Source organism: Streptacidiphilus albus JL83 (assembly GCF_000744705.1).
Lineage (GTDB): Bacteria > Actinomycetota > Actinomycetes > Streptomycetales > Streptomycetaceae > Streptacidiphilus > Streptacidiphilus albus.
Genome location: NZ_JQML01000001.1, coordinates 6,672,352 through 6,686,667, shown reverse-complemented (window position 1 = coordinate 6,686,667; position 14,316 = coordinate 6,672,352). Strand labels below are relative to the sequence as shown.

Below are 14,316 nucleotides of genomic sequence, written 5' to 3'. Positions count from 1 at the left end.
TGCGTCAGGGGCGGTGCCCGTTTCCGGGCATGCCGCGTCGAGATGTGACTCTAGAGCATCACGGACCGAATGTCACGAAGAGATAACGGGCGATGTGCTCAGGGCCTTCTCGCGGCGGATGTTAGCGGCGATGTCATCCCGCTGGACCAAGACGGTGTTGACTTTCGGATAGCAGGCCCCCACGCGGTAGGCCACGTTCTCCACGTCCGCGTCCGACGCTGATCGTGGTGGCGGCCATCGGAGCCCTTGAATGTTGGGCCAGATAGGGCGCCACACATCAGGATCAAGAGCGGCGGCAACAGCACGGGGCGAGTCCGCAGCCCACACCAAGAGAGTCATCTGCTCAAGCGTGAGGGCCGTAGCCGACACCTCGTAGCCACCGGTCCACGCAGGATTCGGCTGCTCCACGATGCTGAGTTGTCCCCGTCGGGCATCAACGTGCAGCCGGCCGAAGTGCCGGGCGACCCAGACCTTCGTGTTCGGTGGCGGCAGTTGCCGATCCATGAGGAAGCGTCTCATCTCGGCGGTGCACGTCGGCTGGGGCGTGGGATCGGCTCCGGGGCTGCTCAGGTACTCGTTGACCATGGCAGTCTTCGTCGCCCAAGTCGCAAGCAGGGCAGCTTCGCTCGCGTCGATGACCATCCGCTCCGCGCGCATAAGCCCCAGCAGCAAGGGCTTCAATCGCTCCTCCAACGCGCTCATCCACCCGTTGTTGCATGCTTCGCAGATCTCGCGAACCGTGAACTGCAGAGCGCTCCCGGGCCGCTCCCGAGTCTCGATGGGCAGGATGTGGGCGATGCCGTTGTCGTCGTGGGTGAAGCCCATGCCGACTGTGGTCCTGCTGTTGTCCCCGGTCGATGTGTAGTCGGAGAGGTAGTCAGGCCACAGGTGCTCGCGGGACATTCCCCGGGCCTCGCCGCAGAAGATGCAGTGACGAAGGGGCTTCTGGCGTTTAGGCATGGGCGGCTCACTAGATCACTCAGAGTACATCTCGGCGTCTCACTGCTCATTGTGGGGCCGGTAGGTCGCTCACCGCTTGTGGTTTGAGAGTCGGGCGCAGCAGGGCGCGTCGGTGCGCGTCGGGTCGGGAGCAGCACGGGACGGTTTGCGGGGTGCGGGGGGCAGGCTGCCATACGTGCACGTGGGACGCCCCTACGCGCGCTGGCGCGCGCTCCGGGGTCGATGCCGGGCGCACTTCGTGCGCGTTCACCGGCATCGATCCGGCCGCAAGCGGCCGGACGCCTTGGCCCTGCTCGCTGCGCTCGCGCACCGGGCCAAGGTCAAAATCGCTGCGCCTGCGGCGCGCACCGCGATTTTGCTCCCCCGCTCCCGTATGGCCTCCTGACCCCGCACCCCGCAACACGCGGGGGCGCGACCGCCGTTGGAGCCGCAACTCCGACGACCGGCCGCAACGCCAAGAAGGGGACACCCATGTCCGACGAGAACGACCACAAGTTCCACTTTGTCCTGGTGCAGCTGCTGGCCTCGTACGCCCTGCTGGGGCGGCTGCTGCTGGAGCTGCCCGTGCCGGTCCAGCTGCCCACGGGCGTGATCGAGAGCGGCGAGATGCGCGCGGCGCTGATCCGTGCCGCGCAGCTGGCGGAGGAGCAGCCGATGCCGGAGCCGCAGCAGTTCCAGATGGAGCACGCCTGCCTGCTGTGGATCGCCGCCGACCGCATGCTGAGCGCGTTCTTCGCGTCGCCGGAGGATGAGCACCTGATCGCCGCTGCCGCGCACTGCATCGCGGCGTCGGATGACGCGGCGCTGGACTTCGGGGAGTGGCTGGTGCGGCTGGAGAAGCCGGAGCAGCCGGAAGCGTGATGTGATTCGCCGGCCGCCCATGATGATCATGGGCGGCCGGTCCGCGCCGGTAAAGGAGCGCCTACGGCGCACAAGGGAGACCAGCCCTCATGCGCCCTGCGGGCGCGGCTGGTCGGCCGCCCCCTAAGCGCCTTCGGCGCGGGCGGCCTACCCGGGCTGCGCCCGGGGCGAGCCCCCTCAAGCTCGCTTCGCTCGCGGGGCTCGGCGGCTCCGCCGCAAGGAAGCGCCTTCGGCGCTGCTGTTCTCGCCCTACCGGGCGCACAAATGGACCGGCAGGCCCACCCCATGAGGGGCACCCCGCCTCAAGCTGAGGCCAGGCCGCAAACCCGCCGGTCCACAACGCCCCGAAGGACACCACCAGCCTACGGCAACCGCCAGTTCACCAACCGGTCCCCCGCGCCGACGTCCGCCAGCAGGCGCATCCCCGGGAGCTGCGCCGCCGCGACCCCGACCGCCTCTGCGATCACCGCCGCGTCGTACCGCTCGGGCTCGGCCGAGTCCTCCGCGTCAGCCGTCACCTCCGCCTGGTCGCCGACCAGCAGCAGAATCCGCACCCGCACCGTCTCAAGATCACCCATCGTCATCTCCCCTCATGCTGTCGGCCGCCGCCACAGTCTGGCAGCGCATCCGAGCATCGGAACCGGCCGGTAGTCGACCGGTAGTTCAGGTGGTAGTCCACCGGGTAGTTCACGGCCTGACCTGCGCAACTACCCGCCTACGTATCCGTCCCCGTCACCGCCGGGGGGAGGGGCCCGGCGCGGTGCCGGCAGGTCGCTCACGCGGATGCCCATGCGGTTGAGACCACGGACCTTCTGCGAGGCCCGGACTCGGACCCCGAGGCCCTCAACGAACGCGCGGAACTCGGTGAGCGTCCGGCCGGGCCGGATGAGGCCCTGCTCCTGCCAGTCGGCCATGACCGCATCGAGGTGTGCACCGGTCGCTCCGCCGGCCAGCTCGCGGACGGTGTCGGCGAGGGCCTCGCGGAGCTGCTCGATGGTGTGCGCGCCGACGATGAGGTCCTGGTGCTGCTCGCGCTGCTCGGCCTCGGCCTCGTTCTCGTCTTCCTCGGCGTCGGCGGCGCGGTAGGCCGCGATCAGCCACCAGCCGAGCGCGACCTCAGGGACGACCGGGTACGCCTCGGCCAGCCGCCACACCGCCCACCCGCCGAAGGCCTGGACGGCAAGCCGTCCGGCCCGCTCGCGCCAGGCCTTCTCCTCCCACGGCCAGCAGGCGATCCGCCATCCGATCTGCACGCTGCCCCGGGAGATTCGCGAGGCAGCGCGCTGACGGCGGGTCACAGCCAGCTCATGACGTGCGCGCCGGCGCCGTCGACCATCGGCAGCAGAAACGTGGTCGCGAGGCCGGTGGCGGCGGCGGACGGCCCGAGGGTGATCCCGGCGATCAGGCCGAACCCGAGGTCGCGCCGCATCGCTTTGCTGCCCTTGCGAATCGTCAACACGACGACGGTCAGCAGGATGAGGACGACGACGGCGGCCCCGGCCTGGAGATGCGGGAGCGCGGGGTGGATGACGGTCTCGGTGGCGGCACCAGTCAGGGTGTGCAGTCCGTCGTCGCCGAGCTGGTCGCTGCCGACCCGGACCTTCGTGGCTGCACCGCCGATGAGGCCACCGACGCTGACGGCGACGACGATCCCGAGGGCCAGGGCGCCGAGGAACGGCAGCAGTCCCTTCCAGTTCCGGCCGGCAGCTGCAGCACTCCCCTTGAAGTCGCTCTTCCCGCCGCCGCTGCTCTTCCGCCACCAGGGCCAGATGACGATGACGCTCAGGACGAGGCCGATCAGGGCCCCGCCGACGGTGATGGTCACGATGTCGCTCCGGTAAGGAGTTGGACCAGGCCGAGGACCACGTCCGGGGTGGTGACGATGCCCAGCGCGACGGCCCAGAGCATGGCCCGGGTGATCCAACTGCCCCTGTAGCGGTCCAGGAGAACCCAGAAGCCGGTTCCAAGGACGGCCAGGCCGAACGCTGCGGATGCGCCTTGCTCGTGGGCGCAGGCGTGCAGGGCCGCTCGCCAGCCGTCGGTGAGAGAGTCGCTGGTCCCGGGGATGGGGAAGAGAGCGACGCCGAGGCAGAAGGCGTTGTAGCCGACGCGCCACGGGACGCCGGACCAGGACCGGCCGGTGGTGTCGGCGGGCTCGGTAGCGGGCTCGACGTCGGGCTCCGACACCTGAGCGGGTGCTGGTGTCGGAGCCGCCTTGCCGAGGTGCACGGTGGGCGCGTAGGCCGGCGGCATCGGGATCAAAGACGTACTCACCGGCCACCCACCAGGTACAGCACTCCGCCGGCCACGCCGAGGACGATCCAGGCGACGAAGGCCGCGTGCGCGCGCTGCGCGGCGCGGGTCGGGCGCTGGGGGTCGTCAAGGCGGTGCGCGGTGACGGCCGAGATCACGCCGAGCAGCCCGAGGCCGGTGGCCCAGGCCCAGACGAGCGCCATCATGATGCAGCCCCAGTGGTCACGCGGCGCAGGATCCGGGCGACCGTGTCGGGGTTGACGTCCTGTCCGTGGGTTGTCCGGACAGCCGCGAGGACGCTGTCCGGATCGGTGACGCCGAGGGCTGTCAGGGCGCGGACGGCGTCGCTGATGGTGGCATCGTCGGGCAGGAGCCGGACAACGCTGTCCGGCTGTCCGCCGTGCTGTCCGGACAGCGAGCGGACCGTGTCCGGGCTGGTGGGGATGCCAAGGCCGGTGAGGTGCGCGGCGATGTCGGCGGCGCTCGTGCCGGCCGGGAGGGTGTCAAGGGCGGCGCGGACAGCGGAGCGGACAGTCGCGTCCGCCCTGTCCGCCGAACTGTCCGCGCGCTCGACGGCGATGATCGTCGGGTGCTGGACGGGGTCGAGCTGCGCGAGGCGCACGCCGATCGCTCGGTCGAGGGCGACGAACGACTGCTGCGGGTGGAGGAGCCACGCGACGAGCGGGATCCTGGGCAGCAGTTCGGGGACCAGGCCGCGGGCGACGCGCTGGGTGTCGCGGAGGTCGCGGCGGTGCAGCTCGAACAGCAGCTCGACGAGGAAGCTGGTGCTGGCGAACGCTGCTCCGCCGACTGTGCCGCCGAACCTGTGCCCGCTGCTGTAGTTCAGCAGGCCGGAGACGCTGGCGAACGCCAGGATGCTGAGACGCGGCAGGCCCGCCGGAGTTCCGCGCTCGACCGCGAGGCGCGCGTACTCGGCGCAGATCAGTCCGGCGCCGTCGAACATCAGCGAGAGGCCGTAGGCGAGCCAGTGCGGCATGCCCCAGCGGGTGAGCTGGCCGGAGATGGACCAGGCGGCGGCGGTGAGCATCATGAGGACGACGAGGAACCATGCGAGGCGGAAGGATCGCCGTGGGCGGTGTGGGTCCGTACGATCAGGCACTGTCTGGCCTTCCAGGTGATAGCTGGTGGGCGGGACTGGCCCCGGCCATACGGTGTTGGAGCACCGGCCGGGGCCAACTTCTTGGGACAGGATCGAGCGTACTCACTTCCTAGCCATATGGCTATGAAGTGAGGGAGGATGGTAGCCATGGCCGACGCTGGAAAGGGGCCAGACTTGGTGTCGTTCCGTGAACTGGCGAAGAGGCTGGTGGCTGAGCACGTCGTGCCCGCGATCAGTCATCAGCGCGTGTCGCAGCTCTCCCGCGACGATCCGGACTTCCCGCCCGTGGTCAGGGTCGGCCGGTCGATGGCCGTGGACTGGTACGCCGCCGAGCCTTACTTCCGCGACCGGAAGTCTCGGCAGGGCCGGCGGACCGACCTTTCAAAGCCGGAGGAGTAGCTGGAGCACGGCTGCACTAGCATCGGCGCATTCGAACAGGGGGCACCGTGCGGTTCTTCGTAGTCACAGTAATTTCTGCAGCCGTCCTTGCGGCGTCGGGTTGCGGCGCTGCACCGTCGGTGGCGCGGCCCGGTCCGAGCCCATCGGCGTCCGTGTTGTCGTCTGCGACACCCTCGGCCAACCCGAGCGCTGCAGTGGCCCCGCCCCCAGCGACCGCGACGACTGCAGCAACCGCGACAACGCTGATGACGGTCTGGTGGACGAAGCTCGGCGGACAGGCCAGCACGCTCGCATTGGCGAACGACACGTCCTCCCTGGTGAGTGACGCATCGGGGACGTCAGGCGGCGCGACTCCGCCCGGACCGGCATTGCAGGCGATGAATGCAGACTGCGCAGGCCTGTCGCATGACCTTGGCAATGCGGCGCCTGAGCCGCTGGACACCCCATCGGCTCAGGCGTGGGAGTCGCTCGTGGAGACGTTGCAGAACACGGTCCCGCACTGCGAGGACCTGGTGGCCGGGCAGGGCCTAGACGAGCTCAGCGACATGACCAGCCTCCTCGACAGCGCAAACGCCGAACTGGCATCTCTGGATGCCCGGCTGCAGGCGTTGGGCGTCACGACGGGCACGTAGGGTCTTACGCTCCGGTGGCGGCCCGGCAGGAGCGGGCACACCCTGGTGGCATGCACGAGATGCCGACCGATCCGCCGATCGTCGTCCACGGCCTGGTCGCCGGCACGCCGCCGTACCGGCGTGTCGAGATCGGGCACGTCCCGGCCGGGCACGCCTACAGCCTGGCGGACGTCGTCGAGTTCGCGCGCCGCGTCGGCCTGGAGGACCTGGACCCGCTCGACCCCGAGCTGGTGGCGTGGCGTGGCGGCGGCCCGGAGGACTGGACGCTGTGAGGTGCGCCCGCGAGAGACGGGCGCCGTCAGTCCCAGATGGTGTTGTGCGTGACATCCCAGATGAAGTCGCGGCTGCGCATGGTGCCTCCTCGATGCGGGGAATGCCACCGTACTGCCGCTCCATGGCAGCCGTTGGCGTTCCGCTGGATCCCCGGGTGCCGGCGCAGAAGTGCCCGGCTCCGCCAGTGGCGGAGCCGGGCGATCCAGCTACAGCGCTGCCACGATCGCGCCGGCGGCCAGGCCGCCGACCGACAGCCACGCGCCGGAGACGCCGACGGCCTTCGCCGTCTTGCTGACCGCATTGCCGAGGAACGCCTCGGCCAGCAGCAGCACGCCCAGGACCACGAGGCCCTTCTGCTTGCTCGTCATGCTCTTCCACCTCCCTTCATCTGATCGTCTGGTGGGGCATAGATCGACCGTACGGGGCAGTGGGGTGATGCGGGAAGGTATCGATTCCTGATACTGACGCGGCATCAGTTATTTGCATCTGACATGGCGATCAGGTCCCGGGGAGTGCTTCCTGCTCGATGTCCCAGCCTCGCGGCAGCGCCGGGGTGTGGCCGCGGCACTTCTCGCCGCGGCCGTACAGCCGGGACTCGGCGTCGGTGAGTTCCCGGCCGCAGCCCGCGCAGCGCACGCAATTCATGATCCTTACAGCATATTTGCGCTGATCAGCGGCACTTCCACCGCTATCGGACCTCACTGGCCGAAGACATGGCCGAACTCTAGAGTTCCCACATGTCCATACGCGCACGCAAGACGCTGCAGAGCCTCGCCTGGGGCGTCGGCTTCACCGCCGCGAACACCATCGAAAGCCTGCTCAAGTCCCACGGCCACTTCGCGATCACCTGGTGGTTCGTTGCCCTTGTCGCCTTGTGGATCATCATCATCGCGAAGCAGTGGTGGCTGTACGGGCCGTCCGTGAAGGCTGTTGAGAAGCGCGCCGTGCTGGAAGAGAAGGCCGAACGAAAGAGAAACCAAGAGCAGCGGGCGGCGAACCGTAGGGTTCCGAGCAAGCCTGACGCCGAGTAACGGGGGCGAGCCGCCGAAGCAGCAGGCGCTGCACCTCGCATTCGGCCGCAGCCCGCGCAGCGCACGATCCGGCGGTCGGCCACGAGGGGCTGTGTGCCGGGGATCGGCGGTTGCGCGGGCTGCCGGGTCACGGCTGGTCGCCCAGGTGGCTCGGGATGGCGGCAAGGACGGCGCGGCCGAGGTCGGTCAGCAGGACAGCGCGGCCTCGCGTCGGCTCGTACTCGCCGAGGCCGACCAGGCCGTCGGTGAGGAGCCGGTCGAGGGCGGGTCTGCTGACGCCAGCGCCGGGGCGCGCGGGGTCGCGGTAGACGTGGATGACGGCCTGGGCGAACCGGACCAGGTAGGTGCGGCCGATGGCCGTCGTGCGGGGCAGGTCGGACACGTTGATCCTTCGGACGATGAATAGGGCTGGTCAGAACAGAGCGGGTTGCAGGACGGTGAGTCGCCGGGCGCGCTCGCGGGATGCGGCCTGTTCGGCGCGGACCGCAGCCGGGTCGCAGCCGCATTCGCAGGTGCGCGGCTTGAGCCACAGCTGCCAAGGACCGTCGACCCACCGGTCTACGTCGTCGATCCGGTCGCGGTCGGTCCACCAGATGTGCGACTCGGCGTAGGTCGGCCAGGAGAGGCCGGTGCACTGCCCGTGGTAGTTCCAGCGGCCGTCGAGTCGGGTGTTCTCGCAGGGTGAGCAGACGGCCGGCGGGCAGCGCTGGCAGCGGGGGCCGAAGAGCGGCGCATGGTGCGGAGCGTGGATCGCGCCCGGCTTGCGGATCACCTCGGTCTTGATCTGCTCGGCGACGTCGGCCGGTATGAGGTCGGGCATCGTGCTCTCCAGGGCGTCGGTTGGCCGGGGCGGTGCCGGCGGATGCGGCACCGCCCCGGTGGGTGGGTGCTCAGTGCTGCTGGCGGCGCGACTCGGCCGCGAGGCTGACGGCGTAGTCCAGAGCCTCGTGCCGGCTGGTGAAGCCGCCGAGCTGTCGTGTGGTTCTTCCCTCGCGCCAGCGGGCGCGCCACTTGCCGTTCGGCGCCCGCTCGGCCCGGGGTGCGCTCGGGACTCCGGCGAGCGGCTTCGGCTTGCGGCTGACGATCCAGTCGCGGGGCTGCTGGTCTGCTGGCAGCGCGTCGATGGCGTGGACCAGGTCGCGGGCGGCGACGGCCAGGCGGTCGTCGGCGCGTTCGGCCCAGGCGTCGGCCTGCGGGTCGCCTTCGGGGGCGTATTCGGCTTGGGCGCGGTCCAGGGCGGCGGCGATGAGGGCGTCCTGCTCGGTGTGCGGGTAGTTGTCGGGTGTGGTGGGCATGGGCTGCTCCTGGTTGTGGTTGGCGGGTTGATGGTTGGCGAGTTCAGCCGGACAGGCAGCTGGTGGCGTGCAGGATTCGGCCGCCGGCGCGCGGGACACCGCAGTCCTTGCACCGGTCGACAACGGCGTAGCTGGTCGCCTTGGTAGCGCTGTCCCACTCCGCCCACTCGACGTGGTTGTAGTTGACGGCGTCACCCTGCGTGACGGCGTGCATGACGGTCGCGGCGGTGAGCGCCAGCGTCGCGTGGACCTGCGCTTCGGCAACGAGGTGGGCGATGTTCTCCGGCTCGCGGCCGTCCTCCCAGGCCATGCGCAGTCGGGATTCAGCTTCGCGGTAGTGCTCGGGGCCAGTGGCCATGTTGCTGCTCCTGATGGTTGGCGAGCGGGGGCGTCGGCTGAGTGCCTGATGGGCTGCGCGTGCGAGACGCGCAGCCGACCGGCGATCAGTCGCAGCTGCGGTACGGGTGTCCCACTCGCGGCTCAGCGCCGCTCGGGCCGATGTAGTGGGGCCAGGCGCAGCCAGAGCTCTCGGTGTGCGCACCGGCGTGGTCCTCGCAGCGGACCTGGCCGAAGCCGACCGGAGCCGGGGCGAGCTCGCACTCGGAGGCCAGCCATGCAGGGCCGTCCTCGACCTCGATGCGCAGCGGTTCGCCGGGCAGCTGGACCATCTTTGCGACGACCTGGAGGGAGCCGTCAGCGACGGTGATGCACTGTCCAGGCTTGAAGTCGGTGCTGGGCATATTGGTGATCTCCAGTCAGGCGGCGAGCATGATGGCGGCGGCTGCGCGGTGGTAGCAGACGTGCAGTCCCCGAAGGCCGGCCGCGCAGGTGCAGGCTTCGGGTGCGGTGAGGTAGTGGCCGGCGCCGTCGCTGGAGACGACGCGGAAGACCCGGGGCTGTATGGCGACCAGGCCGCCGAGCTCGATGAGCTCCTGGGCCTTGGCGACCGTCGCGGGCTTGAACTGACTGGCGGCCTTGGCCTTCGCGGCAGCGGTGACCTTGGCGCGGCAGGTGCGGCCGTAGCCCCGGGCGATGCTGTCGGTGGAGCGGAGGGTGCGTCCGCAGCGGAGGCAGCGGTGCTGAGTGGCAGCGGTCATTGGGTCCCCCGACGCGAAGTGGTGTACGTACACCCTAGCCCGGGTGTACGTACGCCCGCTAGGTGTACGCACACCCGGCCACCGCGCTACCCTGCGGATATGCCGAACGCCCCGAAGTCCCAGCACCGCAGCGTCCGGTTTTCCGACGAGGACTGGGCCGACCTGCTGGCCGCCGCTGCCAGCCAGGGCAGCGACCGGGGCACCAAGCTCAAGGAACTGGTCGCCTGGTTCCTGCACCGCCCTGGTGCCGAACTGCCCGAGCGGCCCGCCATTGAGGACTGGGCGAAGCAGTAGGCCACCCGGCCTGCCACCCGTCACCCTTGTCAGCGACCGCCCGGTCCCAGAGTTCCTCCGCGTGCTCCCACGTCATCGGTGGCGCGACTGAGTCGATCAAGGCCCTGTCCATGGCGGTCCAGTAGTCCCGGGCGAGCGCGATGTTGACCCAGCACTGATAGTCGGTGCGCTGCATGTCCCGGTAGCGCTGCGGCATGTCGTGTCCGGGCAGCTTGAGCTCGTTGCTGGTAACGACGTCGCCGGGCAGCCAGAGCCCGGTCACCAGGTGCCGCCGATGTGCGCGGTGGCGTAGTCGGACGCAGCGACACACACCGATCCGGTCTTCTGCCCAGCGCGGAGGTCGAGCCGGTAGCACTCCGGGGAGGTCATGGTCTCCGGGATCCAGCCGGTGATGACGGTGCTGCAGGAGAAGTTCTTGCCGTAGCCGGAGCAGTGGGTGCCGTAGATCGGCTCCATCTCGATGTACTGGTGGGCGGGCCGGTACTCCTTGCCGGTGATGGTGCCGTGGGTGATGCCGCCGCAGGCCGCGAGGCTGACGGTGAGGCCGGCGGCCGTGGCGGCGGTGGCGATCCGGCGGGCGGTCTTCTGGGTGAGGTTCACGCTGCGTTTCCTTCGGTGGTGGTGTGGCGGCGCTCGGCGGCGTCGAGGGCGTGGGCGAGTTGTGCGAGGTCGTGCCAGGCCCAGACGCGGCGCCCGCGGTCGTCCTGGCCGACGGGCGCGGTGCAGGACGGCCCGGTCGAGCAGGTCACCGTCGGGGGCTCGTCGATGGGCTGGTGCATCCGGAGTTCGGCACCGCACCAGGGGCAGGGGCGGTCGGGGATGACGGTGGAGCGGGTGCCGATGCCCAGGACGCGCAGGAGCTGGCGGGCGCTGTTGTCGGCGAAGACGGCGACTTCACGAAGCAGGTGCTCGGAGAGCGGACCGAAGAGGCCGTCGTCGAGGTCGTCGCCGGCCACACGGCCATCGATGTAGACGCAGGCCCAGTGGACGCCGTTTGCCCAACTGGCGTTGTAGTGCCAGCGGCGGGGGTCGGTCCGGTCGAGGTCGGCGGCGGCGCGCAGGTCCGCGGCGAACCGGGCGCCGCCCGGGGTGCCGTCGTGGACGTGCGGGGGCTGGATTGCGGGGCGCTGGGTGGCGGCGGCGACCTGGTCGGCCAGGGCGAGGACCGCGGTGGTGATGTCCTCGACGGCCTGGGCGGCGTCGAGGTTGAGCGGTGCCGGGGAGTCGCCGAGCGCGTCGCTGTTGCGCTCGGCGCGCTCGGCGGCGGCCTCGGCGTCGCGGCGGGCCCACATCTCGGTGGTGAGGCGTTGCGGCGGCCATACGGGCTGCGGGTCGGCGTCGAGGGCTGCCATGAGGTCTCCCCAGTACTGGCGGATGATGCGGAGGTTGGCGCGGGTGTCGGCGGTGTTCACTGTGGTTCTCCCTGGTCAGGCGGGGTACGGTGATCACTGCCGTGGGGGCGCGCCGGATGCTCTGGCCGGGCGGGCGCGCCCCACAGGGTTCGGGTCAGGAGCGGGGCCGGCCAGCGGCGGCCAGTAGTCCGCAGAGCATCGCGAGTTCGGCGGCGCTGATGCTGATGGCCAGGGGCCACACCTGGGGCTGGTCGATGCTCGCGCCGATCAGGAATCCAGCGGTCGCTCCCTGAACCCATGCGGTCGCGATCTTGAGTCGGTTCACCGGTCGACCCCCGGGGCGCGGTGGCGGCGGAGCGCGGTGAGGTTGATCTCGCCTCGGGCCAGCTCGATGTAGTCCTGGCCGTGGGCGTGTCGGCGGACGACTGCCCAGTCCGGTCCGATGGCCTCGACGACGCGGGGCTGTTCGGCGGCGCTGCCGAAGATGCCGGCGCAGGGGCCGAGCAGGGTGTCGCCGACGGCGATGGCGCGGTTCATCGGCCACCGTCCAGGACCGTCACCGTGGCGTGGGCGGGCAGCGATCCGACGCGCACGTAAGCGGGGACCTGCTGCTCACCGTCGCTCCAGCGAACGCGCCGCCGACCCCAGGTATCGACCTGGGCGACGAGCTCGGCCTCGTAGGTGAGCTGGACGCGGTCACCGGCGCGCGGGGCGCGCTGCGTGATGACGGGTCGTTCCCCATTCCGCACCAAGTCGAATGCCGGGAAGGGGGTGTTGCAGAGCGGGCTGAGGTCCGGGAAGCGGACTACGCCTCGGCGGAGAGCGTCCGGCTGGTCCACCAGCGGCGGAGTGCTGACCTGTGGTTCGGGCGCCGGGTGGACGTGCTGCGGCGCATGTGGCCAGGACTCGTCCAGTGGGCGCCGAGCCGCGAGCTCCCGGCGGGCCTGGAAGAGCTCCGCTTCGAGACCGGCGATGCGCTGGTGGGTCTGGCTGAACTGGGTCAGGTGCTCGATGAGGGGAATGGAGGTGGGGGACGGCTGTCGCTGAGCCTCTGCAGCCTCCGCGCGGGCCTCGGCGGCGTCGGCGCGAACGGCCTGCCGGCGGGCCTCCGCGATGGTGCTCTCCGCGCGGCGCTCGGCGCGCTCACGCTCTTCGCCCGCGGCCTGGGCCCGTCGGTAGGCGCGGCCGAGGGCCTCGGCGGAGCGCTCACGCTCGGGCTGGATGTCGCGTAGGCGCGCGGCGAGCTGGTCACGCTCGGCGGTGACGGCGCGGAGCTGCTGCTCGGCCTGGGCGCGGAGGAGGAGCTCCGTCGCGTGCTGCTCCCCGACATCGACCAGGTGGTTGCTGCGCTTCTGCGCGTAGTCCGCGCTGTCCCGGGCCTTCTGGACCTCGCGGTCGTACTGGCTGCGCGCCATGAGGTCGGTGCGCCAGCCGCTGCGGTTCTTGGAGGCGGGCAGCAGCGCGCGCCAGTCGTCGAGCTGCTGCTCCTTGACGTACCAGCTCCGAAGCTGCTTCCCGTACCAAGCATCGGGTTTAGCGTCCGTGAAGGTGCGGAGCACGTCGTCGAGGGCGGTCGCGAGGAGGTTGGCGCGCCGGTCCTGTCGCTGAGCCTCCTTGATGATGCTGCCGTGCACCGCCTGGTCTCGCTCTTGCTGCTTCAGGGCTCGGGCCATGACCTCTCGGTCGGTGGCCAACTGCTCCTGCAGTGCGCGGTTCTGGCCGGTCAGACGGTCCAGGGAGCTGTCGAGTGCCAGGGCTTGTGAGGGAGTCACGAAGCGTCCGCTGGCGGTGTTGGCGGTGAGGAAGGCGAAGAGGTCGCGGTTCACTGGGGCTGCTCCGGGTTGTCGGGGATGGTGGTGGCGGTCACGCGGCGGCGCCGAAGGTGCGCCCGGCGCAGGCGTTCGCGAGCTCTGCGCGCAGCTGCTCGCACTCGGCGGCGAGGGCCTGGGCGAGCTGATGCTCGTTGCGGCACTGGGCGACGGTGCCGGCGTGGCGGCGGCGGGCCCGGCGGACCTCGTCGGCAAGGAGGACGACGGCCAGGACGACGGCGTCCGCGTCCGTGGCAGTGGTGAGCTCGGCCCGGACCGCGTCGAGGAGCTGGCGGACGGCGGTGTGGCCGGCGGGGGCTATGGCGGTGAGGTTGGCGTCGTCGAGTGCGGTGGCGAGCTGCTGGGCGAGGCTGGTCGGGGTCATGCGGCTGCTCCGGCCTGGTCGGTGGTCGTGATGAGGGTGAGAGTGAGGTGGCCGTGTTGGACGGCCAGGGCGATGGCGTGCTCGCGGCTGTGGGCGCCGAGTCGGCGGAACATTCGGTGGAGGGCGCACTTGACGGCGTCCTCGGACATGTAGCGGCGTCGCCCGATCTGACGTGCGGTCAGGTTGACTGCGATGTCTTCGAGGAGATCGTGTTCGCGCTGCTGCAGGTCGACTGTCGGGCGCGGCTCGGCAGGTAGGTCGGCTAGAACGCTCTGGCGGTAGGCCTCGACGACGACAGACACCCGGGTGCTGGGGCAGTCGAGTCGGGCTGCGGTCGTGGTGATGCAGCTCCGGACGGTGTGAACGCTGAGGTGCAGGTCTCTGGCGATCTGGGGGTTGGTTCGGCCGCGGGCGATGCCGGCAAGGACGAGTCGCTCAGTCCGGGCGAGGGGGCTTCCTGGGGTGGGTGGTGTTCGGCTGGGCATGTCGTGTCCTGGGTGTGGGCGGGGCTGGAGAGTGGCCGTGTGGCGCTGTGCGGGCCTGCGGTGGCTGGTTG

General features: G+C 70.5%; 28 protein-coding genes. 6 read left to right on the top strand and 22 right to left on the bottom strand.

Translation table 11 applies throughout. The features are described 5' to 3' along the window. Positions 1-72: 72 nt before the first annotated feature. Positions 73-960, bottom strand: a complete 888-nt coding sequence (locus BS75_RS29380) for a hypothetical protein (protein WP_042436576.1) — start codon at positions 958-960, stop codon at positions 73-75. Positions 961-1,431: 471 nt separating this feature from the next. Between BS75_RS29380 and BS75_RS29375 the strand changes: the two genes are divergently transcribed. Beyond that, positions 1,432-1,821 carry a hypothetical protein gene (locus BS75_RS29375; RefSeq protein WP_034090420.1) on the top strand — a complete coding sequence of 130 codons (390 nt, stop codon included), beginning with the start codon at positions 1,432-1,434 and terminating at the stop codon, positions 1,819-1,821. A 362-nt stretch (positions 1,822-2,183) separates the two neighbouring features. Here BS75_RS29375 and BS75_RS29370 read toward each other — a convergent pair whose 3' ends face one another. The 6 genes from BS75_RS29370 to BS75_RS29345 form a co-directional block, all read right to left on the bottom strand. Then, positions 2,184-2,399, bottom strand: coding sequence for a hypothetical protein (locus tag BS75_RS29370; RefSeq protein ID WP_034094005.1), 216 nt, complete (start codon positions 2,397-2,399; stop codon positions 2,184-2,186). 129 nt (positions 2,400-2,528) lie between these two features. Beyond that, positions 2,529-3,119, bottom strand: coding sequence for a hypothetical protein (locus BS75_RS29365; RefSeq protein ID WP_034090419.1), 591 nt, complete (start codon positions 3,117-3,119; stop codon positions 2,529-2,531). After that, entirely contained in the window at positions 3,116-3,646 is a 531-nt protein-coding gene (locus BS75_RS29360) for a hypothetical protein (protein WP_034090418.1), read from the bottom strand. Before BS75_RS29360 ends, BS75_RS29365 begins: the two co-directional genes overlap by 4 nt. After that, a complete protein-coding gene (locus BS75_RS29355) occupies positions 3,643-4,095 on the bottom strand; it encodes a hypothetical protein (protein ID WP_152645580.1) in 453 nt (150 codons plus the stop codon). The genes BS75_RS29360 and BS75_RS29355 overlap by 4 nt, the downstream gene beginning before the upstream one ends. Beyond that, complete coding sequence (locus BS75_RS29350; RefSeq protein ID WP_152645579.1) at positions 4,092-4,280, bottom strand: hypothetical protein; 189 nt, start codon at positions 4,278-4,280, stop codon at positions 4,092-4,094. Before BS75_RS29350 ends, BS75_RS29355 begins: the two co-directional genes overlap by 4 nt. Beyond that, on the bottom strand, positions 4,277-5,125 hold the full coding sequence (locus BS75_RS29345; protein ID WP_081982692.1) for a DUF2637 domain-containing protein: 849 nt from the start codon (positions 5,123-5,125) through the stop codon (positions 4,277-4,279). Before BS75_RS29345 ends, BS75_RS29350 begins: the two co-directional genes overlap by 4 nt. Before the next feature lie 216 nt (positions 5,126-5,341). Between BS75_RS29345 and BS75_RS29340 the strand changes: the two genes are divergently transcribed. The 3 genes from BS75_RS29340 to BS75_RS29335 all read left to right on the top strand — a co-directional run bounded on the left by BS75_RS29340 (position 5,342) and on the right by BS75_RS29335 (position 6,497). Further along, positions 5,342-5,593, top strand: coding sequence for a hypothetical protein (locus tag BS75_RS29340; RefSeq protein WP_231607919.1), 252 nt, complete (start codon positions 5,342-5,344; stop codon positions 5,591-5,593). A gap of 245 nt (positions 5,594-5,838) precedes the next feature. Further along, entirely contained in the window at positions 5,839-6,225 is a 387-nt protein-coding gene (locus tag BS75_RS48605; protein WP_152645578.1) for a hypothetical protein, read from the top strand. A 50-nt stretch (positions 6,226-6,275) separates the two neighbouring features. Then, entirely contained in the window at positions 6,276-6,497 is a 222-nt protein-coding gene (locus BS75_RS29335; RefSeq protein WP_231607918.1) for a hypothetical protein, read from the top strand. A gap of 207 nt (positions 6,498-6,704) precedes the next feature. Here BS75_RS29335 and BS75_RS48600 read toward each other — a convergent pair whose 3' ends face one another. After that, positions 6,705-6,866, bottom strand: coding sequence for a hypothetical protein (locus tag BS75_RS48600; RefSeq protein WP_156164302.1), 162 nt, complete (start codon positions 6,864-6,866; stop codon positions 6,705-6,707). 130 nt (positions 6,867-6,996) lie between these two features. Beyond that, positions 6,997-7,143: a DUF6011 domain-containing protein gene (locus tag BS75_RS48595; RefSeq protein WP_156164301.1), complete on the bottom strand. Its 147-nt coding sequence runs from the start codon at positions 7,141-7,143 to the stop codon at positions 6,997-6,999. 92 nt (positions 7,144-7,235) lie between these two features. On the opposite strand from BS75_RS48595, the gene BS75_RS29330 reads away from it, so the two are divergent. After that, positions 7,236-7,529 (top strand): hypothetical protein, encoded by a 294-nt coding sequence (locus BS75_RS29330; RefSeq protein WP_034090415.1) that lies wholly within the window; start codon positions 7,236-7,238, stop codon positions 7,527-7,529. A gap of 127 nt (positions 7,530-7,656) precedes the next feature. Here BS75_RS29330 and BS75_RS29325 read toward each other — a convergent pair whose 3' ends face one another. The 6 genes from BS75_RS29325 to BS75_RS29300 form a co-directional block, all read right to left on the bottom strand. Next, positions 7,657-7,911, bottom strand: coding sequence for a hypothetical protein (locus BS75_RS29325; protein WP_034090414.1), 255 nt, complete (start codon positions 7,909-7,911; stop codon positions 7,657-7,659). Positions 7,912-7,941: 30 nt separating this feature from the next. Then, the gene (locus BS75_RS29320; RefSeq protein WP_034090413.1) at positions 7,942-8,349 is read right to left on the bottom strand and encodes a hypothetical protein; all 408 of its coding nucleotides are present in this window, start codon (positions 8,347-8,349) and stop codon (positions 7,942-7,944) included. A gap of 70 nt (positions 8,350-8,419) precedes the next feature. Continuing rightward, positions 8,420-8,824, bottom strand: coding sequence for a hypothetical protein (locus BS75_RS29315; protein WP_034090412.1), 405 nt, complete (start codon positions 8,822-8,824; stop codon positions 8,420-8,422). A 43-nt stretch (positions 8,825-8,867) separates the two neighbouring features. Further along, positions 8,868-9,182: a hypothetical protein gene (locus BS75_RS44910; RefSeq protein WP_052069776.1), complete on the bottom strand. Its 315-nt coding sequence runs from the start codon at positions 9,180-9,182 to the stop codon at positions 8,868-8,870. Between the two features lie 85 nt (positions 9,183-9,267). Next, on the bottom strand, positions 9,268-9,564 hold the full coding sequence (locus BS75_RS29305) for a hypothetical protein (RefSeq protein ID WP_034090411.1): 297 nt from the start codon (positions 9,562-9,564) through the stop codon (positions 9,268-9,270). Between the two features lie 15 nt (positions 9,565-9,579). Next, entirely contained in the window at positions 9,580-9,921 is a 342-nt protein-coding gene (locus tag BS75_RS29300) for a DUF6011 domain-containing protein (protein ID WP_034090410.1), read from the bottom strand. 99 nt (positions 9,922-10,020) lie between these two features. On the opposite strand from BS75_RS29300, the gene BS75_RS29295 reads away from it, so the two are divergent. Beyond that, positions 10,021-10,215, top strand: a complete 195-nt coding sequence (locus BS75_RS29295) for a hypothetical protein (protein WP_034090409.1) — start codon at positions 10,021-10,023, stop codon at positions 10,213-10,215. A 258-nt stretch (positions 10,216-10,473) separates the two neighbouring features. Here the strand turns inward: BS75_RS29295 and BS75_RS29290 are convergent, their stop codons facing one another. The 7 genes from BS75_RS29290 to BS75_RS47010 all read right to left on the bottom strand — a co-directional run bounded on the left by BS75_RS29290 (position 10,474) and on the right by BS75_RS47010 (position 14,245). Then, the gene (locus tag BS75_RS29290; protein WP_034090408.1) at positions 10,474-10,815 is read right to left on the bottom strand and encodes a hypothetical protein; all 342 of its coding nucleotides are present in this window, start codon (positions 10,813-10,815) and stop codon (positions 10,474-10,476) included. Then, entirely contained in the window at positions 10,812-11,627 is an 816-nt protein-coding gene (locus BS75_RS29285; RefSeq protein WP_042436553.1) for a hypothetical protein, read from the bottom strand. Before BS75_RS29285 ends, BS75_RS29290 begins: the two co-directional genes overlap by 4 nt. Before the next feature lie 94 nt (positions 11,628-11,721). Beyond that, positions 11,722-11,892 (bottom strand): hypothetical protein, encoded by a 171-nt coding sequence (locus BS75_RS48590; RefSeq protein ID WP_156164300.1) that lies wholly within the window; start codon positions 11,890-11,892, stop codon positions 11,722-11,724. Next, on the bottom strand, positions 11,889-12,104 hold the full coding sequence (locus BS75_RS29280; RefSeq protein ID WP_034090407.1) for a hypothetical protein: 216 nt from the start codon (positions 12,102-12,104) through the stop codon (positions 11,889-11,891). Before BS75_RS29280 ends, BS75_RS48590 begins: the two co-directional genes overlap by 4 nt. After that, complete coding sequence (locus BS75_RS29275; RefSeq protein ID WP_034090406.1) at positions 12,101-13,393, bottom strand: hypothetical protein; 1,293 nt, start codon at positions 13,391-13,393, stop codon at positions 12,101-12,103. Before BS75_RS29275 ends, BS75_RS29280 begins: the two co-directional genes overlap by 4 nt. Before the next feature lie 37 nt (positions 13,394-13,430). After that, positions 13,431-13,760 (bottom strand): hypothetical protein, encoded by a 330-nt coding sequence (locus BS75_RS48585; protein WP_034090405.1) that lies wholly within the window; start codon positions 13,758-13,760, stop codon positions 13,431-13,433. Further along, on the bottom strand, positions 13,757-14,245 hold the full coding sequence (locus tag BS75_RS47010; protein ID WP_052440016.1) for a helix-turn-helix transcriptional regulator: 489 nt from the start codon (positions 14,243-14,245) through the stop codon (positions 13,757-13,759). The genes BS75_RS48585 and BS75_RS47010 overlap by 4 nt, the downstream gene beginning before the upstream one ends. Positions 14,246-14,316 lie beyond the last annotated feature (71 nt).